Source organism: Halopiger thermotolerans, assembly GCF_054654555.1.
This window is the reverse complement of the sequence record NZ_BAAIEU010000004.1, coordinates 1,753,781-1,773,582: the sequence shown is the minus strand read 5'-3', so window position 1 is coordinate 1,773,582 and position 19,802 is coordinate 1,753,781. Positions and strand designations below refer to the sequence as shown.

At 67.7% G+C, this 19,802-nt stretch carries 18 protein-coding genes; 5 read left to right on the top strand and 13 right to left on the bottom strand.

The window, feature by feature from the left end; genetic code table 11:
- Positions 1-160: 160 nt before the first annotated feature.
- Together ACYQ26_RS16700 and ACYQ26_RS16695 are read right to left on the bottom strand one after the other, a co-directional pair.
- Positions 161-1,843: an acyl-CoA mutase large subunit family protein gene (locus ACYQ26_RS16700; protein WP_459810015.1), complete on the bottom strand. Its 1,683-nt coding sequence runs from the start codon at positions 1,841-1,843 to the stop codon at positions 161-163.
- Between the two features lie 128 nt (positions 1,844-1,971).
- The gene (locus tag ACYQ26_RS16695) at positions 1,972-2,568 is read right to left on the bottom strand and encodes a GNAT family N-acetyltransferase (RefSeq protein WP_459810014.1); all 597 of its coding nucleotides are present in this window, start codon (positions 2,566-2,568) and stop codon (positions 1,972-1,974) included.
- Between the two features lie 281 nt (positions 2,569-2,849).
- On the opposite strand from ACYQ26_RS16695, the gene ACYQ26_RS16690 reads away from it, so the two are divergent.
- Positions 2,850-3,101: a hypothetical protein gene (locus ACYQ26_RS16690; protein WP_459810013.1), complete on the top strand. Its 252-nt coding sequence runs from the start codon at positions 2,850-2,852 to the stop codon at positions 3,099-3,101.
- Between the two features lie 125 nt (positions 3,102-3,226).
- On the opposite strand, the gene ACYQ26_RS16685 is transcribed toward ACYQ26_RS16690, so the two are convergent.
- Both ACYQ26_RS16685 and ACYQ26_RS16680 read right to left on the bottom strand, forming a co-directional pair.
- Positions 3,227-4,192, bottom strand: coding sequence for a M48 family metallopeptidase (locus ACYQ26_RS16685; protein WP_459810012.1), 966 nt, complete (start codon positions 4,190-4,192; stop codon positions 3,227-3,229).
- Positions 4,193-4,268: 76 nt separating this feature from the next.
- Positions 4,269-5,195 carry a DUF7983 family protein gene (locus tag ACYQ26_RS16680; protein ID WP_459810011.1) on the bottom strand — a complete coding sequence of 309 codons (927 nt, stop codon included), beginning with the start codon at positions 5,193-5,195 and terminating at the stop codon, positions 4,269-4,271.
- A 228-nt stretch (positions 5,196-5,423) separates the two neighbouring features.
- Between ACYQ26_RS16680 and ACYQ26_RS16675 the strand changes: the two genes are divergently transcribed.
- Complete coding sequence (locus ACYQ26_RS16675; RefSeq protein WP_459810010.1) at positions 5,424-7,091, top strand: aldehyde ferredoxin oxidoreductase family protein; 1,668 nt, start codon at positions 5,424-5,426, stop codon at positions 7,089-7,091.
- 33 nt (positions 7,092-7,124) lie between these two features.
- On the opposite strand, the gene ACYQ26_RS16670 is transcribed toward ACYQ26_RS16675, so the two are convergent.
- The 3 genes from ACYQ26_RS16670 to ACYQ26_RS16660 all read right to left on the bottom strand — a co-directional run bounded on the left by ACYQ26_RS16670 (position 7,125) and on the right by ACYQ26_RS16660 (position 9,382).
- Positions 7,125-7,901 (bottom strand): TMEM165/GDT1 family protein, encoded by a 777-nt coding sequence (locus ACYQ26_RS16670; protein ID WP_459810009.1) that lies wholly within the window; start codon positions 7,899-7,901, stop codon positions 7,125-7,127.
- A 293-nt stretch (positions 7,902-8,194) separates the two neighbouring features.
- The gene (locus ACYQ26_RS16665) at positions 8,195-8,722 is read right to left on the bottom strand and encodes a YciE/YciF ferroxidase family protein (RefSeq protein ID WP_459810008.1); all 528 of its coding nucleotides are present in this window, start codon (positions 8,720-8,722) and stop codon (positions 8,195-8,197) included.
- A gap of 102 nt (positions 8,723-8,824) precedes the next feature.
- The gene (locus tag ACYQ26_RS16660) at positions 8,825-9,382 is read right to left on the bottom strand and encodes an NAD(P)/FAD-dependent oxidoreductase (RefSeq protein ID WP_459810007.1); all 558 of its coding nucleotides are present in this window, start codon (positions 9,380-9,382) and stop codon (positions 8,825-8,827) included.
- 239 nt (positions 9,383-9,621) lie between these two features.
- On the opposite strand from ACYQ26_RS16660, the gene pdhA reads away from it, so the two are divergent.
- The 3 genes from pdhA (at position 9,622) to ACYQ26_RS16645 (ending at position 13,396) form a co-directional block, all read left to right on the top strand.
- The gene (pdhA, locus tag ACYQ26_RS16655) at positions 9,622-10,707 is read left to right on the top strand and encodes a pyruvate dehydrogenase (acetyl-transferring) E1 component subunit alpha (RefSeq protein ID WP_459810006.1); all 1,086 of its coding nucleotides are present in this window, start codon (positions 9,622-9,624) and stop codon (positions 10,705-10,707) included.
- The gene (locus tag ACYQ26_RS16650; protein ID WP_459810005.1) at positions 10,700-11,665 is read left to right on the top strand and encodes an alpha-ketoacid dehydrogenase subunit beta; all 966 of its coding nucleotides are present in this window, start codon (positions 10,700-10,702) and stop codon (positions 11,663-11,665) included. The genes pdhA and ACYQ26_RS16650 overlap by 8 nt, the downstream gene beginning before the upstream one ends.
- Before the next feature lie 123 nt (positions 11,666-11,788).
- Entirely contained in the window at positions 11,789-13,396 is a 1,608-nt protein-coding gene (locus ACYQ26_RS16645; protein WP_459810004.1) for an FAD-dependent oxidoreductase, read from the top strand.
- A 30-nt stretch (positions 13,397-13,426) separates the two neighbouring features.
- Here the strand turns inward: ACYQ26_RS16645 and ACYQ26_RS16640 are convergent, their stop codons facing one another.
- The 6 genes from ACYQ26_RS16640 to dnaK all read right to left on the bottom strand — a co-directional run bounded on the left by ACYQ26_RS16640 (position 13,427) and on the right by dnaK (position 19,721).
- Complete coding sequence (locus ACYQ26_RS16640; RefSeq protein WP_459810003.1) at positions 13,427-14,191, bottom strand: hypothetical protein; 765 nt, start codon at positions 14,189-14,191, stop codon at positions 13,427-13,429.
- A gap of 103 nt (positions 14,192-14,294) precedes the next feature.
- A complete protein-coding gene (locus tag ACYQ26_RS16635) occupies positions 14,295-14,888 on the bottom strand; it encodes a DJ-1/PfpI family protein (RefSeq protein ID WP_459810002.1) in 594 nt (197 codons plus the stop codon).
- A gap of 161 nt (positions 14,889-15,049) precedes the next feature.
- Entirely contained in the window at positions 15,050-15,757 is a 708-nt protein-coding gene (locus ACYQ26_RS16630; protein WP_459810001.1) for a sensor domain-containing protein, read from the bottom strand.
- Positions 15,758-15,843: 86 nt separating this feature from the next.
- On the bottom strand, positions 15,844-17,010 hold the full coding sequence (gene dnaJ / locus ACYQ26_RS16625; protein ID WP_459810000.1) for a molecular chaperone DnaJ: 1,167 nt from the start codon (positions 17,008-17,010) through the stop codon (positions 15,844-15,846).
- A 204-nt stretch (positions 17,011-17,214) separates the two neighbouring features.
- Entirely contained in the window at positions 17,215-17,544 is a 330-nt protein-coding gene (locus ACYQ26_RS16620) for a hypothetical protein (protein ID WP_459809999.1), read from the bottom strand.
- 239 nt (positions 17,545-17,783) lie between these two features.
- On the bottom strand, positions 17,784-19,721 hold the full coding sequence (gene dnaK, locus ACYQ26_RS16615) for a molecular chaperone DnaK (protein WP_459809998.1): 1,938 nt from the start codon (positions 19,719-19,721) through the stop codon (positions 17,784-17,786).
- Between the last annotated feature and the right edge of the window lie 81 nt (positions 19,722-19,802).

Below are 19,802 nucleotides of genomic sequence, written 5' to 3'. Positions count from 1 at the left end.
CGACCGTTCCGCCGAGTTCTCCGATCAACGACGGCTTTGCCGGGGATCGCCCGACGCGACCGACCGTAACAAGGGTTTACTTCGGCGCCCGACGCCGTCGGGCGGCGCTAATCCGACGTTTCTCGAGCGTTCGGCGATGCGCCGCGGGCCGACTATCCGGTCACAGCGCGCTGCCGGGCTGGTACTCGCCGAACTCCTCGCGCAGCACGTCGCAGATTTCGCCGACCGTCGCGTACTCCTTCACCGCCTCGATGATCGGCGGCATCAGGTTCTCGTCGCCTTTCGCGGCCTGGCGCAGGGCCTCGAGCTTCGCGTCGACGGCCTCGTCGTCGCGGTCGGCGCGGACGGTCTCGAGGCGGTCGATCTGGCGCTGCTCGTCTTCCTCGGTCACTTCCTCGACGTCCACCGTGGGATCTTCGTCGACCTCGAACTCGTTGACCCCGACGATGATGCGCTCTTTCTCCTCGATCTCCTTCTGGCGCTCGAAGGCGGTGTCTTGGATCTGGCGCTGGACCCACTGCTGCTCGACGGCCTCGAGCATGCCGCCGCGCTCGTCGACCTCCTCGAGGATCTCGTAGGCCTCCTGTTCGACTTCGTCGGTCAGGGATTCGACGTAGTAGCTGCCGGCAAGCGGGTCGATGGTGTCGGCCGCGCCGGACTCGTGGGCGAGGATCTGCTGGGTTCGCAGGGCCGTGCGAACGGACTCCTCGGTCGGCAGCGCGAGCGCCTCGTCCTTGCCGTTGGTGTGTAGGCTCTGAGTGCCGCCCAGCACGGCGGCAAGCGCCTGGTAGGCCACCCGAACCACGTTGTTCTCGATCTGCTGGGCGGTCAGCATCGAGCCCGCGGTCTGGGTGTGGAACTTGAGCTGCTTCGATTTCGGGTTCTCAGCGTCGAAGCGCTCGTCCATGATGTCGTGCCACATCCGCCGGGCCGCGCGGAACTTCGCCACCTCCTCGAAGATGTTGTTGTGGCCGTTGAAGAAGAACGAGAGCTGCGGCGCGAACTCGTCGACGTCCAGGCCCGCGTCGATGGCGGCTTCGACGTACTCGATGCCGTTGCCCAGCGTGAAGGCCAGTTCCTGGGCGGCCGTCGAGCCCGCCTCGCGGATGTGATAGCCCGAGATGGAGATGGTGTTGAACTTCGGCGTCTCCTCGGCGCAGAACTCGAAGATGTCCGTGATGATCCGCATCGAGGGCTCGGGCGGGTAGATGTAGGTGTTGCGCGCGATGTACTCCTTCAGGAGGTCGTTTTGAATCGTCCCGCGCAGTTCCTCGCGGTCGACGCCCTGCTGATCGCCCACCGCGATGTACATCGCCAGCAGCACCGACGCGGGCGCGTTGATCGTCATCGACGTCGAGACCTCGTCCAGGGGAATCCCGTCGAAGACGGTCTCCATGTCCGCCAGGGAGTCGATCGCGACGCCGGCCTTCCCGACCTCCCCGGCGGCCATGTCGGCGTCCGAGTCGTACCCCATCTGCGTCGGCAGGTCGAAGGCCATCGAGAGCCCGGTCTGGCCCTCCTCGAGTAGGTAGTGGTACCGTTCGTTGGTGTCCTCGGGCGTCGAGAAGCCGGCGTACTGGCGCATCGTCCACAGCCGGCCGCGATAGCCGGTCGAGTAGACGCCCCGCGTGTAGGGCGGTTCGCCCGGGAAGCCGAGGTCCTCCTCGTAGTCGAGGTCGGCGACGTCCTCCGGCGTGTAGAGGCGGTCTACCTCCTGGCCGCCCGTATCAGTAGTAAAGGTCTCCTTGCGCTCGCCGAACCGCTCGACCACGGGCTCGACCGATTCGCCCTCCCACTCCTCGTGGCCCTCCCGTATCGCCTCGAGATCGTCGGGATCGAACATTATAGATCACTACGATAGGCCGGGGCTTGAAGGTTGATATCCGGTGCAGAATTACCCGTCGCGAAACGATCGACGTCGACCTCGAGCGGCGGCGCTCGCGATCGCGCTCGACCGCTCACTCCGGCCGTTCAGCGGCCCGTATCGTACTTGTAGGTCGTCGACTCCGGATCGATCCCGAAGTCCTCCGGCGTCTCCGTGTTCGAGACCTCGTCGCGACCCTCCGGTGCCCGCTTGAACGCCTCGCGGAGTCGCTCGGGCATCCGGAACCGATCGACCTCGAGCGCGTAGGGGCGCGCTTCGGGGTCGACGCCGTCGCGCTTCTCCGAGAGCCGCTCGCGCAGCGGCTCCGGCAGCTGTGATTCGTCGATCCGACGGAAGCCGAACTGCGCGAGGTAGCTACCCTCGCTCGTCAGCGAGTAGACGGTGTCGAACCCCTGATCGCCGGCGTACTCGACGAGCCGTTCGACGACGTGGGCGCCGACCCCTTGACCGCGCCACTCCTCGAGGACGCCGATGCTGGTCAGTTCGCAGACCTCGTCGGGGTCGTCGCCCTCGCCGTCGACCTTGTGGATCCGGATCCGGCCGAACCCGGCCTTCTCGTCGGACACCTCGTCGACGGCGAGGACGTAATCGCGAGAGCGGAACGCCGTATCGTCGAGCCCCATCGACTCGATGTGGTCGAGCAGCCAGACCTCCTCCCTGTTTTTCGCGTCCCGCACGTACATGCCTTCACGTAGGTCGCGTACGGCCAAAAGAGTTTGCGGGTTGCCACGATCGGCGCGAAATCGTGTCCTGTCGGCCCCGTCCGGATTCGGGTCCCGCTCGAGTTTCGACGGGCTATCGATCCGCGTGGAGACTGTCGATTCTGTGTCCTCAACGATGTTGTCGGGAAAGGTGGGCGTATGTTCTCTATTATCGCCATTATGTCGCCAGTCAAATCACAGACGAACAATTTTAGACCGTCCGGGCAATCTATTTACTCGGTCGTGTTGATGGTTAGCATACGATGGCCGAATGCGACCGCTGCGGCGACGAGGTACCCCGCCTGTTCGAACATCGCACCCGTACCGAGACCATGACCCACCGCCGAACGCTGCGCGTCTGCGCGGACTGCCACCCGTCGGTTCCGGACGCCTCGCGGATCGCGCTCACCGACGGCGGTACCCGCGGGGCGACCTGTCCGATCTGTTCCGGCGCCACCGTCGAGACCGACGGCGTCGCCACCTGCCTCGAGTGCGGCTGGACGAACTCGCGGTGAGTCTCGGCCCGCGCCCCGAACGACCGGCCGGCGCTCGTCGGCGAGACGCTCGCCCGACTCGACCTCGAAGCGGAGCCGATCGCCGCGTAACCGGCTCTCCACCTCGAGGTCGAGACTCGCGTCGGTCATCGAATATCGATCCGCCGCCCCGTTCCGCCCGATTCTCGCGCCCGGTCGACCAGCCGCTCGATCCGGTCGTCCGTCGAGGGGTGCGTCGAGAAGAGTCGGGTCCACGTCTCCTCCTCGTCGGTGTGAACGTACAGCGGCGAGAGCAGCCCGCGCCGGGTGTCCGCGACGCGCTGAATCCGGCGGAGCGCACGCGCGAGCGCGAGCGGATCGCCGGTCACCTCGGCCGCCCGATCGTCGGCCGCGAGTTCCCGGCGCCGCGAGTGGGCCCGCACCAGTGCCGTGAACGCCAGCAGGGCGACCGCGACGCCCCGCTCGGTCCAGCGCACGACGCGCCCGAAGACGGTCTCGGGCCACGCCCGCGGCCGACCGCGCGCCCACGCGACCGAGCGAGCGAGACCGCCGACCAGCAGCAATGCCGGCAGCAACACCAGGACGGCCAGCCCCGCGATCGTCCGGCAGACGCTGTAGGCCAGCGTCTGAACGAACGCGTCGTACCCCTCGAGATGGGCCAGTTCGTGGGCGATCAGCGCCTCGAGTTCCGCGAGCGACAGCAGGCGAAAGAGCGACCGATCGAGGACGACGACGCCGCCGGTCGCGCTTCCCAGCGCGAAGGCGTTCGGCGTCGGCAGTCGCGCGACCATCACGGTCGGCGGCTCGACGTCCATCCGCTCGGCGAGCCCGTCCAGCCGCCGGTACAGCGTCGGCGCCTCCGACCGCGGGAGCTCGACGGCCTCGAGCTGGGAGAGCAGTTGGGAGCGGCCGAAGCGGTAGCTCAGGTAGCCGACGACGAGCGAGACGGCGAGCAGAATCGCGACCGTCGTCGCCGGATCCGGTGCGGAGAGCCACAGCGCCGCGAGCCCGAGGTAGGCGAGCGCCGCCAGCCCGACGTAACAGCACAGCACCGCGAGGCCGATCAGCACGAGCAGGACCCGCGGCACCGTCCGAGTCCGGGGTGCACTCATCGCGTCTTCCTACGGACGGCCGCCGCAAACGCGTTTCGCGTCCGGCACGCGCACGCGTTCACCTATAATGATCCGCTCAGTCGGCCGACAGCGCCTCCTCGAGCCGATCCTCGATCCGCTCGAGTTCGCTCTCGAGGGCCTCGCCCTCGGCGCCCTCGAGGTCGTCGATTCGGTCGGCGATCCCCTGGAGCCGCGAGTACTTCTCGTCCTCGTCGACGCCGGTCTTCTGGACGTAGACGTCCTCCTCGACGTCGTAGACCGCCTCGGCCTCGAGGTCGGTCACCGAGAGCACGACGTCGAGCTTCTCCGGGTCGACGCCGAGCACCCACTCGCGGGGGATCCCGTGCTCGTCGAGCGCACCGAGCACCGTCTCGTCGTCCTTCGGCTGCCGGCGCTCGCGGACCGTCCGGCGAACGGTGCCGTACCGGCCGTGCAGTTCCTGATCGGGGCCGAGGCGCTCGAGCAGCGGTTCCCGGGCCGACTTTCGAAGCCGATCCGCACCCCGCTGGACGTCCGAGGAGAGGACGTAGAGGTCGGTCAGCGGATCCGTCTTCAACTCGTCGGGGTCGTCGGCGTCCTCGAGGCCCTCGAGCAGCGAGGCGAGCAACAGCGCGTCGTCGTGGACGCGTTCGGATCGCGTGCGGGCCTCGGCCGCCGGGATGAGGTACGGACTCTCGCCCGCGACGGCCGCGTCCGGATCGCGAGCGATCAAGTCGTTGACGACGGTGAACTCGCCGGAGAGCGTGAGCACGACGGCGTACGGTTCGACGCCCGGTTGCAGGTCGTCGACGGCGATCTGGCCCGCGTCGAGGCCGTCGACGAACACGTCGAACTGCTCGCGCCAGAGCGGCCGCTCCTCGTCGCTGTCGTCGAACCGGACGACGATTCGGTCGTCGCCGGTTCGAACGACCCGAAATCGGCGCTCCGACACCGGAGTCTCCAGCACCGCACCCGGTTCGAGGTTCGCACACTGGGTCCGAAGCTCCCGCCAGATTTCGTTCATACAGCAATAACCGCTATATAGATTCAAAAATGGGCGCCACGCAGATGCGGCCCCTCGCGCCTCGAGCACCGCGTCCGGACGCGATACGGACCGTGCGGCGTCGAACGGAGCGCCGTCGGCCCCCGCGTTCGGCGCGCCGACGCTCGATCGATCGCGGCCGTGCGCTCCCGACGCGAGTCGACCTCGGCCTCACCCAGGACTAAGGCGATCGCCGTGATGCATGTGTACATGCTCCACTCGAAGGGACCGCTATGCACCGTCGACGTCGGCGAGCGAGCCGCGCGCGAAACGTCGATCGACGCGGTCCTCGAGCGCTACGTCGGCGGCCGCGCGGCGGCGACCGCGCTCGCGCACGACCGGATCCCCTTCGACGCGGACCCGTTGGGCCCCGAGAACCGACTCTACCTCTCGACGGGACCGCTCCAGCAGTCGCGGACGTCCTTTACCGGCCGGATGAACATGACCGGGCTCTCGCCGCTGACCGACGGACTGCTGTCGGCCAACGCCGGCGGCTACCTCTCGCGAAACTTCGTCGGGACTGGCATCAGCGCCCTCGAACTCGTCGGCGAGAGCGACGAGTTGCTCGCGGTCCACGTGAGCGACGGTGGCGTGGAATTTGAGGATGTTCCGGAACTCGAGGGGGCGACGGTCCCGGAAACGACCGACGAAATGCGCGAACGGCACGACCTCGGCGCCGACCACTGCGTCGCGATCGGACCGGCCGGGGAGAACCGGGTGCGGTTCGCGTCGGCGATGACCTACGACTCGCGGGCCTTCGGCCGGGGCGGACTCGGTGCAGTGCTCGGTGCGAAGGGGGTCAAGTGCATCACCTTCGCGGGCGACGCCGAGCCCCCGGTCGAGATTCCGGACGCGCCCCAGACCGAGATCCACCGCGCGGCGGGCCAGTCGGACGACCAGCGGCGCCGACGGGGGACGACCGGCAGCACGGAGTTCATCAACGACCACTTCTCGCTGCCCACGCGGTACTTCGCCGAGTCCTCGTTCGAGGGGGCAGCGGACATCGGCGGCGAGGCCGTCGCGGAAAAGAAGTACGAGAAGGGCGCGTGCTCGGCCTGCGCCTACGCCTGTAAACTCCCGACGCGGGACGAGGAGACGGGCCTCGAGACCGAGGGGCCGGAGTTCGAGACCGTCTACGCGTTCGGCTCGCTGCAGGGAGTCGACGACATCGTCGACGTCATGCGCGCGAACGAACTGTGTGATTCGCTGGGGATGGACACCATCTCGGCGGGGGTCACCGTCGCGGCCTACCTGGCGAGCGTCGACGAGTTCGGGAACGCCGACCTCGCGCGGGAACTGACCGAAAAGATCGCACACCGGGAGGGGATCGGCGACACCCTCGCGGAGGGGCTGGCCCGCTGTCACGACGACCTCGGCGTCGCGGACTACACGGTCAAAGGGATGGAACTCCCGGCCCACGACGGGCGCGTCCTCCACGGGCAGGGGCTGTCCTACGCCGTCTCGAACCGCGGCGCGGACCACCTCTACGCCAGCATGCTGCGCCTCGAGTACGGCGGCGAACTCGATCCCCGCGGGACCCTGGGGAAGGCCGAGCGCCTCGTGCGCGAGGAAAACGCCGCCGCGCTGTTCGATACGGGCATCGTCTGCGTCTTCGGTCGCGACTACGTCACCGCGGAGTACCTCGAGGCGCTGTTCGACGCCGACTACGAGGCGCTGCTTGAGGTCGGCGCGCGAACCGTGCTCCTCGAGCGCCACTTCAACAACCGGCGGGGGTTCGACCGCGAGGACGACACGCTGCCCTACGAGATTCCGGATCTCGAGGACGCGATCGCGGAGTACTACGAGGCACGCGGCCTGACGAAGGACGGCATTGTGCCGGAGTCGGCGCTCGAGGAGCGGCTCGTGCCGGCTGAGTGATGGGGTGCTCTGCCCTCTGGCCGTTCGGCCGTTTCAGATCTGCGCGAGAAGGCCCGCGAGCCCGAGAAACACTAGGGTCGCGAGCAGGCCGAGCAGGAAGCCCTCGGGAACGAGACCGAGAACGGCGGCCCCGAAGCCGAGGAAGACGATGCCAGCGCCCAGCTCGAGGTAGCGGGTGGGGAGCAGGCGCTCGACGCGCTCGCCGATGAGGGCGTCGACGCCGGTCCGGAGCCCGAGGGCAGCGATGACGCCGATGAAGACGAACACCGGCCGGTCGGGGAACGTCGCGGCAAGATTGATTGTCAACAGCTGCGTCTTGTCGCCGAACTCGGCGACCGCGATGAAGACGAAGCTAGCGATCACGCCGTTGTAGGCACCGATACGTCCGATGACGGCGCTCGGAAGAATCCTCCCTGAGAGGCCGACATCGAGGCCGCCGCCGGTCAGGGCGGTCGCGTCCCGGCCGCTCTCGACGCGGAACGACTCGACCGCCGAGTAGTAGGTCCAGACCCCGAACGCAAGAAAGAGGCCGCCGGTGAGCAGCGTGATGACGCCGCCGGGGAGCACCGCGGTGATCCAACTTCCGAACAGCACCTCGAGGCCGCTCCACAGCGCGAAGGCGGCCATCGACCCGACGAACACGTTCTTCGCGTCGTAGCGCGAGGCGAGCGTGATGACGACTAACTGCCCCTTATCTCCGAACGTCGCCAGCAGGTTGGCGAGAAACGACGCGAGCAGCGGGCCGTAGCTCTCGTACCGCCCGACGACCGCATCGAGGCCGCTCTGGAGGGGAACCGCGAAGCCGTGCATCTTACGCGACCTCCGTGCTGCCGTCGGTCGGCAAGCCGTGGGTCGACTCGGGGGACGCCGCCAGCACGTCGCTTATCATATCGCGATTTAGCCCCGTCGAAACCAAAAAGTTGACTCCGTGAAACAGGTCCGGGACCCGTCGGGGAGTCCGCGACCCGCCGTAGCCGTCTCTCGAGTCGCGACTGTTCGCTCTCGTCGCGAACCCCGATTAGCTATTGCGCTATACGGTTTATGGGGCGACGAACGCTCGAACCGGCGATCGTTCGGGGGAGGAGCGACGAAATCGGCTCGGTTTACGACGGCGTCAGCCGATCCCACAGCGATTTCATCTCCGAGGCCGACTCCATCGCCGACAGTTCGCGGTAGGCCGACTTCTCCTCGTCGTGGTTCGACTCGAGCGGATCGGTGATGTCGTCGCCGTAGTCGAGTTTGTTCGCCATCGTCGTCAGGCCCTCGTACGCCGTCATCTCGATGCGCTCGGTCATCATCCCGGCGTTGATGTACATCATATTACGGAGGTCGTCGTCCTCGATGGCGTCTTCCATCGTCGTACGCTCGGTCTCGAGTGCGTCGAGGATCGGCGCCTCTCGCCGTTCGGCCGGCCGGTCCAGCGCCGCGAAGACGTCCTCGAGCCGCTGGACGTGCTGGCGGGTCTCGTCGCGGTGGTCGGCGAGCCCCTCGCTCAGCCGGTCGTTGGTCGCGTTGATCGCCATCTCGTCCAGCGTCTCGACGAGTTCCTGCTCGATGTGGTACTGCTGGGCGAGCTTGTGGTGGAACAGTTCCTCGAGGTCGGTGATTCGGTCGGGGCTGGTCGTCTCCATGGACGTACTGGCGTCGGACGGGCGCATAACCGTGCGGCCCGACCACGCAGGGCCGGCCTCGGGTCCCGACGATCCCGTCTCTCTCGCTTACCCGGACTCGAGTCACGGCACGTCGTCGGGAACGTCAAAGTCGTGGAAGTGTTCGCCTTTCTCCTTGCTCAAGATGTCCAGCGCCGCGGAGGCGCCGTCGCCGGCGGCGATGACGGCCTGCCACTCCTCGTCGCGGACCATCGCGCCCGTCGCGTAGAGGTTCTCGATGCTGGTCTCCGTGTCCAGATCCACGTCGACGGTGCCGTCGTCGGCGAACTCCACCTCGAGGTCCTCGGCGATCGATCGGTCCGCGCCGGTCGCGAGGACGACGTAGTCGGCCTCGTAGGTGTCGGCCTCGGTTTCGACCTCGAAGCCGTCGCCGGTCGGCTCGACGTCGGTCACTTCCTCCCCCTCGCGGACGTCGGCGCCGCGGTCGCGCACCTGTCCGCGGGTGAGTTCCATGAACTCGCTGCCGCTGATGCTGCGGATGCCGGGGTAGTTGAACAGGTGGGCCTTGTGCATCCAGGTCTCGTCCGTGTCGAAGACCACCGTCTCGAGGCCGTTTTTCCCGGTGAACAGCGCTGCGCTCAGGCCGGCGGGGCCGCCGCCGACGATCGCGACGTCTACCATGGTCGCGGCGTCAACGAATGCGCCGATAAAGGATTGTGACGGAATCAGTGACTGTGACGGATCGTAACTACTCGGTGCCGCGATGGATCCGGGGCCGGCCGCCGGTACGGTCGCGGCCTCGAGGGTCCGGATTCGGACGGGCGGCCGATCGCGTCCGAGCCCGACGGCCCGTAAGCGCCCGTCGCACGCCGGGCGGCGCAGTAACTCGCTGGCCGGCGTAGTGGCGATATCCGATCACCATGCCCCGCGAGGACGTAGCCGAGTTCACCATCGAGTCCGTGCAGGTACTTTCCGAGGACGAAACGATCGACGAGGAACTGGTTCCGGACCTGAGCGACGATCAGTTGCTCGAACTTTACGAGTCGATGAAGCGGTCGCGACGGCTCGACGAGCGCGCGATCGCCCTCCAGCGGCGCGGCGAACTGGGGACGTACGCGCCCGCGATCGGCCAGGAGGCGGCCCAGGTCGGCACCGCGTTCGCCATGGCCGACGGCGACTGGATCGTCCCCTCGTTTCGCGAACAGCCCGCGCTCCTCGTCCGCGGAACGCCGCCCGAGCAGATCCTCCAGTACGCGCTGGGAATGGAGGAGGGCGCCGAGATTCCGGACGGCGAGGGCGCCCTGCCGCCGGCGATTCCGGTCGGCAGCCAGCCGCTACACGCCGTCGGCGTCGGCTGGGGGGAGCGGCTGCAGGACCGGGACAACGTCGCGGTCACCTACTTCGGCGACGGCGCGACCAGCGAGGGCGACGTCTACGAGGCGTTCAACTTCGCCGGCGTCTACGACGCCCAGACGGTCTTCGTCTGTCAGAACAACCGCTACGCCATCTCGACCGGCATCGAGAAACAGACCAGGGCGGAGACGTTCGCCCAGAAGGCCATCGCGGCCGGCATCGACGGCATTCGGGTCGACGGCAATGACGTGCTGGGCGTCTACCGGGTCGCCCAGGAGGCCATAGAGCAGGCCCGACAGGGAGACCCGGTACTCATCGAGGCGCTGACCTACCGCCGGTCGATGCACACGACCTCCGACGATCCGACCGCCTACCGCGAGCCCGAGGAGGAGTCCGAGTGGGAGGCTCGCGATCCCATCCTCCGGTTCCAGATGTTCCTCGAGGACCGGGGGCTCCTCGACGGCGAAACGGAAGACGAGATCGACGAACGGATCGAGTCCGAACTCGCGGACGCGATCGATCAGGCCCGGACCGCGAACGAGGAGATCGACCCCGCCGACATGTTCCGGTACGTGTACGAGGAGATGCCCCCCTATCTCGAGGCGCAACTCGAGGCCTTCGAGGCGGAACGCGGAGGTGATGTCGATGGCTGACCGGCTCCGGATGATCGAGGCGGTCGGCGAGACGCTCCGCTCGGAACTCGAGCGCGACGACGGCGTCGTCGTCTACGGCGAGGACGTGGGTCGCGCCGGCGGCGTGTTCCGGGCGACCGAGGGCCTGATCGACGACTTCCCGGATCGAGTGTTCGACTCGCCGGTCGCGGAGGCGGGCATCGTCGGCGTCGGGGTCGGCCTCGCCGCGACCGGCATGCGCCCCGTGCCGGAGATCCAGTTCCAGAGCTTCCTCTACCAGGGCTTTCACCAGCTCGCCCAGCACGTCGCGCGGATCCGGAGCCGCACGCGCGGGACGATCACCTGTCCGATGACGCTCCGGACGCCCTACGGCGGCGGGATCCACGCCCTCGAACTCCACTCCGAGAGCTTCGAAGCGGGGTTCGCCCACGTGCCGGGCCTGAAGGTCGCGATTCCGTCCTCGCCGGCCGAGACGGCGGGGCTGCTCCGGTCCTCGATCCGCAGCCCCGATCCGGTGGTGTTCATGGAGCCGACGCGGCTCTACCGCTCGTTCCGCGAGGAGGTCCCCGACGACCACGAGGTGCCGCTGGGCGAGGCCCGCGTGGTCGAGGACGGTGACGACGTGACCGTGGTCGCGTGGGGTTCGATGCTGCGCGAGACGCTCGACGCCGTCGACGAGATCGACGCGAGCGTCGAAGTGATCGACCCCCGCACGCTCTACCCGCTCGATACCGAGACCATCGCCGACTCCGTGCGGAAGACCGGTCGCTGTGTCGTCGTCCACGAGGCGCCCCGCACCGGCGGGCTGGCCGGCGAGATCACCGCCCGGATCAATGAGGAGGCGTTCCTCTACCTCGAGGCGCCGGTCGAACGGGTCACCGGCTACGACGTGCCCGTCCCGCTGTTCGCCCGCGAGGACGACTACCTGCCCGATGCGGACCGCATCGAAGACGGGATTCGCAGGGCGCTCGAGTACTGAGGTCAGATACGGCTCGAGTACGGATCGGGCGGGCGTTGCGTCGGACGAGCGTCCAGCGGGGTGCACGTCGCATGGCCCAGCCTTTTGCCCCCCTGCGTGGATAGGGAGAGGCGCTGATTCCCCATGTCCGACGACCCCGCCAACGCCAAACCGGACGCCTACGGCGGTTCCGACCCCGCGTCCTTCGAGCCCGAGTCGCTGTGGCTGGCCACGACGCCGACCACCGACTACGAACCGTTCGACGACGGACTGGACGTCGACGTCGCCGTCGTCGGCGGCGGCATCACCGGCCTGACGACCGCGATCGAACTCAAAGAAGCCGGGCGGTCCGTGGCCGTCCTCGAGTCGGACCGCATCGTCGAGAGCACGACGGGCCACACGACGGCGAAGCTCACCTCCCAGCACGGCCTCATTTACGATACGCTGCTCTCGGAGTTCAACGAGCGGAAGGCCCGCCAGTACGCCGACGCGAACGAGGCGGCGATCGAGGCGGTCGAGCGCCGCGTCGAGGACCACGACATCGACTGCGACTTCCGCCGGACGCCGGCCTACACCTACGCGGCCTCGTCCGCCGACGTCGAGAAGGTCGAGGACGAGGTGCGGGCGGCCAAGCGGCTCGGCCTGCCGGCCTCGTACGTCGAGGAGACGCCACTGCCGTTCGATGCCGGCCCGGCCGTTCGGTTCGACGACCAGGCGGAGTTTCATCCGCGGAAGTACCTGCTCGCGATCGCCGAGGCGATCCACGGCGACGGCAGCTACGTCTTCGAGGAGACCCGCGTACTCGAGGTCGACCCGGGGTCGCCCTGCCGCCTCGAGACCGAGCGCGGCGAGGTGGTCGCCGAGGACGTCGTGGTCGCGACGCACTTCCCCGTCCATGATCGGGCGGGCTACTTCTCGCGGATGCACCCCCACCGAGCCTATCTGCTGGCGGCCCGGATCGAGGGGGAGCCCCCCGAGGGGATGTACTACAACACCGCGTCGCCGCCGGCGACGATGCGGACGCACCCGGTGGACGCCGCGGCAGCGGAACGCACCGACGCCGCGGAAGGCGAGGAGCTCCTCATCGTCGGCGGCCAGAGCCACAAACCGAGCGTCAGCGGGGTGCCGACGTCCGAGCGGTACCGCCGCTGCGAGCAATTCGCCCGCGAGCACTTCTCCGTCGAATCGATCGAGTACCGCTGGTCGACGATGGACTACTCGCCCGTCGACCAAGTGCCGTTCATCGGGAAGGTCGATCCCTTCTCGAAGCACGTCTACGTCGGCACCGGGTTCAAGGGCTGGGGGATGACCGGCGGCACCGCCGCCGGGATGATCCTTTCCGACCTGATCACCGAGAGCTCGAGTCCCTGGGCCGACGTCTTCAATCCCCAGCGGCTGCCGCCCAAATCCGCCGCGAAGACGTTCTTCGAGGAGAACAGCAAGGTCGGCGGGAGCTTCGTCGGCGACCGGATCAAGTCGCTGCTCCGATCGCTCGGGGCCGACGCCGACGACGTCCCCGCGGCGGGCGAGGCCAGCATCGTCCGCCGAACGGGGCGCCCGATGGGGATCTACCGCGACGAGGAGGGGACGGTCCACGCCGTCTCCGCGGTCTGTCCGCACATGGGCTGTCTCGTGCGGTGGAACGACGCCGAGCGGACCTGGGACTGCCCCTGCCACGGCTCCCGGTTCACCCACGACGGGGACGTGCTCTCGGGGCCGGCCCTCGAGGGGTTGCCGTACCGCGAACTGTAGCTGTAGCGCGGACCCCGTCCGGTCGCCCGGCTACTCGACGGAAACGTCCTCGAGAGCGATGCGCTCCGATTCGGGAACGGGTTCTGCGGAGCCGCCCGCGACGGCATAGTCGCCCCGGTCGACGGTCGTCTCGGTTTCCGATTCGGTGAGGACGATCACGGCCTCGGCCACCAGCGGCGCGATCACGCCCGCAATCGCGGCCTCGAGGCTCGCCAGCGGCGCGCGGACGACGACCCGCTCGCCGGGTTCGATCCCGTACGTCTCGATCACGTCGCGAGCCGCCTCGAGCGCCCCGGCGTGGGTGACGGTTCGCTCGCCGTCTGTCAGCACGGCGGTGTCTGGCTCGATCGACAGCGGCGGAAAGGCCGGGTTCTCGCTCCAGATGCCGGCGTCGAAGTTGTGCACGTCGGGCGCCTCGGGTTTGGCGCCGTAGCCGACGCGCTGGGCGCCCGGCGGGAGGTCGTAGGTCTCGGACTCGAGGTCGCGGACGGGAGCGACGAGCGCGCGGAAGTCGTCCTCGTCCGCGAGATCCGTCGGGGGTTCGAAGTGGGTGGTCCCCTCGAGCAGCGTCGTCCCGAAGAAGGCCAGCAGCGCGAGGGGGCCGTCGCCGACGACGCCGACGGTGACGCCCTCGCGGACGCCCGAGTGGCGCAGGAAGTTGCCGGCCTTCCACGAGGAGGTACAGAGCCAGTGGTAGTCGTACTCCCGCTCCGTGGCGTCGACGAGGGTCGTCCGGTCGTCGTACTCCTCACGGAACTCGCGGGCGAGCAGGTCGGCGACTGTCGCGGCGGTCATACCGCTAGCTCGGGAGCGAATCGAAAAAAGACCGCCGATAGCGGCGGCGGTGCTGGCGTCAATACCCGCCGTACGGCGGGCCGTCATGCTGTAATCGGGACGATCAATCGTCCGCGGCCGCCGGCTCCGCGTGATCGATATCGGTCCCGAGCACGTCGAGGAACGCCGCGAGCCACTCGGGATGGTCCGGCCACGCCTGGGCCGTCACGAGGTTGCCGTCTCGAGTCACGTCGTCCTCCCAGTTGCCGCCGGCCCCGCGCACGTCTGCCTCGAGGGCCGGGTACGCCGTACAGGTCCGGCCCTCGAGGACGTCCGCGGCCGCGAGGATCTGCAGGCCGTGACACAGCGCCGCGACGGGTTTGTCTTCGTCGAAGAAGTGGCGGACGATCTCGAGGACCTCGTCGTACGTCCGGAGGTATTCGGGCGCGCGGCCGCCGGGGACGACCAGGGCGTCGTAGTCGGCGGGGTCGACGGCGTCGAAGTCGTGGTTCAGTTCGAAGTTGTGCCCCGGCTTCTCGGTGTAGGTCTGGTCTCCCTCGAAGTCGTGGATGGCGGTCGGGCAGGCGTCGCCAGCCTCCTTCTCGGGACAGACGGCGTGGACCTCGTGGCCGACCATCTGGAGCGCCTGGAACGGGACCATTACCTCGTAGTCCTCGACGAAGTCGCCGGCGAGGAGTAGGATTTGTTTGTTGGCCATGGGTATCCCCGCCTCATAGTTCGCCGTCGGCGGCCATAGCTGTGGTGGGTGGTATCACGACACTTGCCGAAATCGAACGGGGCAGTCAACCGACGACTCGAGACGGAAGACAAACTTGGGGCATGCGAAGGCGACCGTCTCGAGCGGTGCGGTTCCCGCGGCTACGAAGCCGATCCGGACGCGCCGGGCCGGCCATCGCCACCGCCGGACTCGGACACCGAGTCGTCCAGCAGCGCCGTCGCCATCTGCCGGGCCACGTACGCGAACGCGTTCGAGAGGTGGAGGACGAGAACGCCGATCACCGCCGCCACCGCGACGGCGAGGACGGCCTCCGGCAGCGTCTCGATCGACCACGTGATCGGCTCGTCGTTGACGGTCACCAGTTCCGGCGCGTACGGATACCGAAGCGGCGCCGTCACCAGCGAGAGGGCGGTCAGTAGCGGGATCAGCAACAGGATCGCGACGATTCCGAGCGGGAACTTGACCATGAGAAAGCCCAGCCCGCGCCAGGTCGAGGGCGCCTCGAGATAGCCCTGAATCCGGGCCCGAACGCCCCGGACCGACGCGGCGTCGGGGCCGGCCTCGGTCCGCACCTCGAGATCCAATAGCGCGTTCGCAAGCCACCGCTCGAGCCCCGCGAACAGGTGAACGACGAGAAGCGTCACGAACAGGACGACGAGCCCGATCCCGATCGGCGAGAGGAGCGCGCCGACCACGAGCCCCATCGTGACGAACCCGTAGTACGCCATCCCGAGCGGCGCCGCGAGCACCAGATAACAGAGGTTCTTGTACGTCTGCCGGTCGGCGACGACACCGAGGACGGTCCCGACTGCGGACCCGCCGTCGTCCGCGCGCGCTGGCCTTGCCATCTCACCCGATAGTTGTCATACGAACAAGAAATGGTTCCGACCGATTACCGAGCGAGAAACGACCCCGGAACCGCGCGAGCGGCAGATCAGAACGCCCGCTTGATCTTCTCGAAGAAGCCTTCCTTCACTTCGATCTCGTCGCCGCCGGCCTCGGCGAACGCCTCGAGCGCCTCGCGCTGGTCCTCGTTGAGACTCTCTGGGGTGACGACCTGCACCTGCACGTAGAGGTCGCCCTGGCCGCGCCCGCGCAGGCGAGGCATTCCCTTGCCCTCGAGGCGGAACGTCTCGCCGCTCTGAGTGCCGTCGGGGATTTCGAACTCGGCCGCGCCGTCGAGGGTGGGGACTTCGACGGTGTCGCCGAAGGTCGCCTGCGGGAAGGAGATGGGCAGGCGGTAGCGCAGGTCGTCGCCCTCGCGCTCGAACTGGTCGTGCTCGCGGATCGAGACGTCGATCAGCAGGTCGCCCTTCGGACCGCCTTCGGGGCTGGGCGCGCCCTCGCGCTCCATCCGGAGCGTCTGGCCGTCCTGAATGCCCGCGGGCACTTCGACGGTCAGCGTCGCCTCGTTGCGGACGTAGCCGTCGCCGCCGCAGTCGTCGCAGGTCTCGGAGTAGATCGTCCCTTCTCCCTCGCAGCGCCGACACGTCGTCGTCTGCTGGACGCGCCCTAACGGCGTCTGCTGGACCTGCCGTTTCTGCCCGCGACCCTGACACTCGGGGCAGGTTCGGGCGTCCGCGTCCGGTGGGTGGCCCTCGCCGTTACACGTCTCGCAGGTCTCGGGCCGCTCGATCGTGAACTGCTTTTCCGCGCCCTCGTAGGCCTCCTCGAGGTCGATCTCGAGGTCGGTTCGCAGGTCCTGACCCTTGCGCTGACGGCGCCGGCCGCGGCCGCCGGCGCCCCCGCCGAAGACCTGCTCGAAGATGTCGCCGAGGCCACCGCCCATACCGCCGCCGCCCATGCCGCCGAACGGGTCGCCGCCCATCCCGCCGGCACCGGCGCCGCCTTCGCTGGCGTCGAAGCCGTGTTTCTCGGCCTGTTCGTAGCGCTCATGGCCCATCCGGTCGTAGGCCTGGCGCTTCTCCTCGTCGGTCAGCACCTTCTTCGCCTTCTGGATCTTCTTGAACTTCTCCTCGGCGTCGGGGTCGTCGCTGACGTCCGGGTGGTATTCCGTGGCCTTCTCCCGGTAGGCCTTCTTGATCTCCTCGGTGGAGGCGTCCGGGCTCACACCGAGCACGTCGTAAAAGTCCTCGCTCATTCGTTGTCCGCCGATACTCGCTTGCGCCACTTGAAACGAACGTTCCCCGCGAAGCGCCCGACCGAATCCTGCGTCTCGAGGCCGATCGACCGACGAAACGGGGGCGGCAGGCGACGCGGTAGGGACTCGAGCGGCGGGTGCCTCCAGCAATCGGCCGAAAATAAGCGCGAGTCAGGCAGCGGTCGCCGCCCCGTTCACCCTCGTTCAGGAAGCGCTTTCAGCGATGCCGGATTCGAACGTCGCACCGTTGATCGCGACGAACGAGCCCAACAGCACGACGGCGAGCGCGGTGAATCCGATCGACAATCTGCGCTGCGCTACCCGCGAGAGGGAGAGCCGATCGCCGATCCACGCGGTAGCGAACAACCCGGCACACAGCAGGGCGAGCCCGCCCGCGGCGATCCATATCCCGCCCAGAACCGACACCGGGACGAGAAGGAATCCGTACCCGCTGATTACGATCCCGACGAGCACGGCGAGTACGGACGCGACATCGATCGGCCGACTGGACGTCTCGGAACTATCGAAGGACACAGCGACTAGACGACTCGTAATGACATAATCGTTACGTGATTGGTTCGAGTACGATACAGTCTCCACGGACTACAAACGAAAATAGTGGTACAACGGTGCTTAGACGGGGTCTACTGGGCTGAAAACGACGAGTTACTCGTCGTCTTCGTCCACTTCGAAAAGTTCGCTCCGCTCACTTTTCGAAACTACGGAAGACTCACTCCGTTCGTCTTCCGAGCCGACGACTCGGACTCGTCCCGTTAGTCCTCGTCCTCGTCGTCGACGTCTTCGAAGTCCGCGTCGACGTACTCCTCGTCGTCAGCACCGGCCGCGCCGGCGCCGCCCTCGGGACCGGGGTTCGGGCCGCCGCCCATGCCGCCCATGCCACCGGGGCCGGCACCGGCTGCGCCGCCCGCAGCACCAGCACCGCCAGCGCCTGCTGCACCGGCGCCGGCCTGCTGCTGGTAGACCTGTTTGCCGATCTCCTGCAGTTCCTGACTCAGTTCCTCGGTGGCCTCCTCGATCGCCTCGGCGTCGGCCTCGTCGTCGTCGATCGTCGCCTCGAGGTCGTCGATCGCGGCCTCGATGTCGTCGCGCAGGTCGTCGTCGACCTGCTCGTCGTTCTCCTCGAGGAGCTTCTCGGCGCGCTGGATCGTGGCCTCGGCGGCGTTGCGGGCCTCGATGCGCTGGCGCTTCTTCTCGTCTTCCTCGGCGTGCTTCTCGGCCTCCTCCTGCAGGCGCTCGATCTCCTCGTCGGAGAGGCCGGCGCCGCCCTCGATGGTGATCTCCTCGCTCTCGCCGGAGCCTTTGTCCTCGGCGGAGACGTTGACGATGCCGTTCTCGTCGATCGAGAAGGTGACCTCGATCTGCGGAGTGCCCGCGGGCGCCGGCGGGATGCCGGTCAGGTGGAACTCGCCGAGCAGCTCGTTCTCCTCGGCGATCTCGCGTTCACCCTGGAAGACCCGCACCTGCACGGTGGTCTGGTTGTCCGCCGCGGTGGTGAAGATCTTCGACTCCTCCGTGGGAATCGTCGTGTTCTTCTCGATCAGGCGCTCGAAGAGACCGCCCTTGACCTCGATACCCAGCGAGAGCGGCGTGACGTCCAGCAGGACGATGTCGTCGACCTCGCCGCCCAGCACGCCGCCCTGGATCGCCGCGCCCAGCGCGACGGCCTCGTCGGGGTTGACGTTCTTCTGGGGTTCCTGGCCGACCAACTCCTCGACTTTCTCCTGGACCTGGGGCATCCGCGTGGAGCCGCCCACGAGGATGACCTCGTCGATGTCGTCCTTGTCGTAGCCGGCGTCCTCGAGGGCCTGCTCGGTCGGGTCGACGGTGCGCTCGATGAGATCCTCGGTCAGCGACTCGAACTTGGCCCGGGTGAGCGACTCCTCGAGGTGGATCGGGCCGTCGTCGGTCGCAGTAATGAACGGCAGGTTGATCTCGGTTTCCTTGCGCGAGGAGAGTTCGATCTTGGCCTCCTCGGCGGCGTCTTTGAGCCGCTGGAGGGCCTGCCGGTCCTCGCGAAGGTCAATGCCGTGTTCCTCCTCGAACTCGTCGGCGAGCCAGTCGATGATCGCCTCGTCCCAGTCGTCGCCCCCGAGGTCGTTGTCCCCGTTTGTGGCGACGACCTCGTAGACGCCGCCGCCGAGATCGAGAATGGAGACGTCGAAGGTACCCCCGCCGAGGTCGTAGACGAGGACGGTCTGGTCGGACTCGTCGTCTAAGCCGTAGGCCATCGCGGCCGCGGTCGGCTCGTTGACGATGCGCTCGACCTCGAAGCCGGCGATCTCGCCGGCGTCTTTGGTCGCCTGGCGCTGTCGGTCCGAGAAGTAGGCGGGGACCGTGATGACGGCCTTCTCGACCTCGTCGCCGAGGTACTCCTCGGCGTCGCGCTTGATCTTCTGGAGGATCATCGCCGAGATCTCCTCGGGCGTGTACTCGTCGCCGTCGATATCGACGGTGTAGTCCTCCTCGCCCATGTGGCGCTTGATCGACTGGATCGTCCGATCGGGGTTCTGGACGGCCTGGTTCTTCGCCGGCTTCCCGACGAGCCGCTCGTCGTCGTTGAAGGCGACGATGGAGGGGGTCGTCCGTTCGCCTTCGGCGTTGACGATGATTTCCGGATCGCCCCCTTCCATCACCGCGAACGCGCTGTTCGTCGTCCCGAGGTCGATACCGAGAATCTTGTTGCTCGCCATTACGAGGGCATTGTGCGCACTTTGGTTTAAACGTTACTAGCCCGTATGACGTGACGAATAAAATACGAAAATCCCGCCTCA

Excerpts from the sequence above, each read along its gene's own strand:
- ACYQ26_RS16700 (WP_459810015.1), bottom strand. The coding sequence starts at position 1,843 with ATGTTCGATCCCGACGATCTCGAGGCGATACGGGAGGGCCACGAGGAG.
- ACYQ26_RS16695 (WP_459810014.1), bottom strand. The coding sequence starts at position 2,568 with ATGTACGTGCGGGACGCGAAAAACAGGGAGGAGGTCTGGCTGCTCGAC.
- ACYQ26_RS16690 (WP_459810013.1), top strand. The coding sequence starts at position 2,850 with ATGGCCGAATGCGACCGCTGCGGCGACGAGGTACCCCGCCTGTTCGAA.
- ACYQ26_RS16685 (WP_459810012.1), bottom strand. The coding sequence starts at position 4,192 with ATGAGTGCACCCCGGACTCGGACGGTGCCGCGGGTCCTGCTCGTGCTG.
- ACYQ26_RS16680 (WP_459810011.1), bottom strand. The coding sequence starts at position 5,195 with ATGAACGAAATCTGGCGGGAGCTTCGGACCCAGTGTGCGAACCTCGAA.
- ACYQ26_RS16675 (WP_459810010.1), top strand. The coding sequence starts at position 5,424 with ATGCTCCACTCGAAGGGACCGCTATGCACCGTCGACGTCGGCGAGCGA.
- ACYQ26_RS16670 (WP_459810009.1), bottom strand. The coding sequence starts at position 7,901 with ATGCACGGCTTCGCGGTTCCCCTCCAGAGCGGCCTCGATGCGGTCGTC.
- ACYQ26_RS16665 (WP_459810008.1), bottom strand. The coding sequence starts at position 8,722 with ATGGAGACGACCAGCCCCGACCGAATCACCGACCTCGAGGAACTGTTC.
- ACYQ26_RS16660 (WP_459810007.1), bottom strand. The coding sequence starts at position 9,382 with ATGGTAGACGTCGCGATCGTCGGCGGCGGCCCCGCCGGCCTGAGCGCA.
- pdhA (WP_459810006.1), top strand. The coding sequence starts at position 9,622 with ATGCCCCGCGAGGACGTAGCCGAGTTCACCATCGAGTCCGTGCAGGTA.
- ACYQ26_RS16650 (WP_459810005.1), top strand. The coding sequence starts at position 10,700 with ATGGCTGACCGGCTCCGGATGATCGAGGCGGTCGGCGAGACGCTCCGC.
- ACYQ26_RS16645 (WP_459810004.1), top strand. The coding sequence starts at position 11,789 with ATGTCCGACGACCCCGCCAACGCCAAACCGGACGCCTACGGCGGTTCC.
- ACYQ26_RS16640 (WP_459810003.1), bottom strand. The coding sequence starts at position 14,191 with ATGACCGCCGCGACAGTCGCCGACCTGCTCGCCCGCGAGTTCCGTGAG.
- ACYQ26_RS16635 (WP_459810002.1), bottom strand. The coding sequence starts at position 14,888 with ATGGCCAACAAACAAATCCTACTCCTCGCCGGCGACTTCGTCGAGGAC.
- ACYQ26_RS16630 (WP_459810001.1), bottom strand. The coding sequence starts at position 15,757 with ATGGCAAGGCCAGCGCGCGCGGACGACGGCGGGTCCGCAGTCGGGACC.
- dnaJ (WP_459810000.1), bottom strand. The coding sequence starts at position 17,010 with ATGAGCGAGGACTTTTACGACGTGCTCGGTGTGAGCCCGGACGCCTCC.
- dnaK (WP_459809998.1), bottom strand. The coding sequence starts at position 19,721 with ATGGCGAGCAACAAGATTCTCGGTATCGACCTCGGGACGACGAACAGC.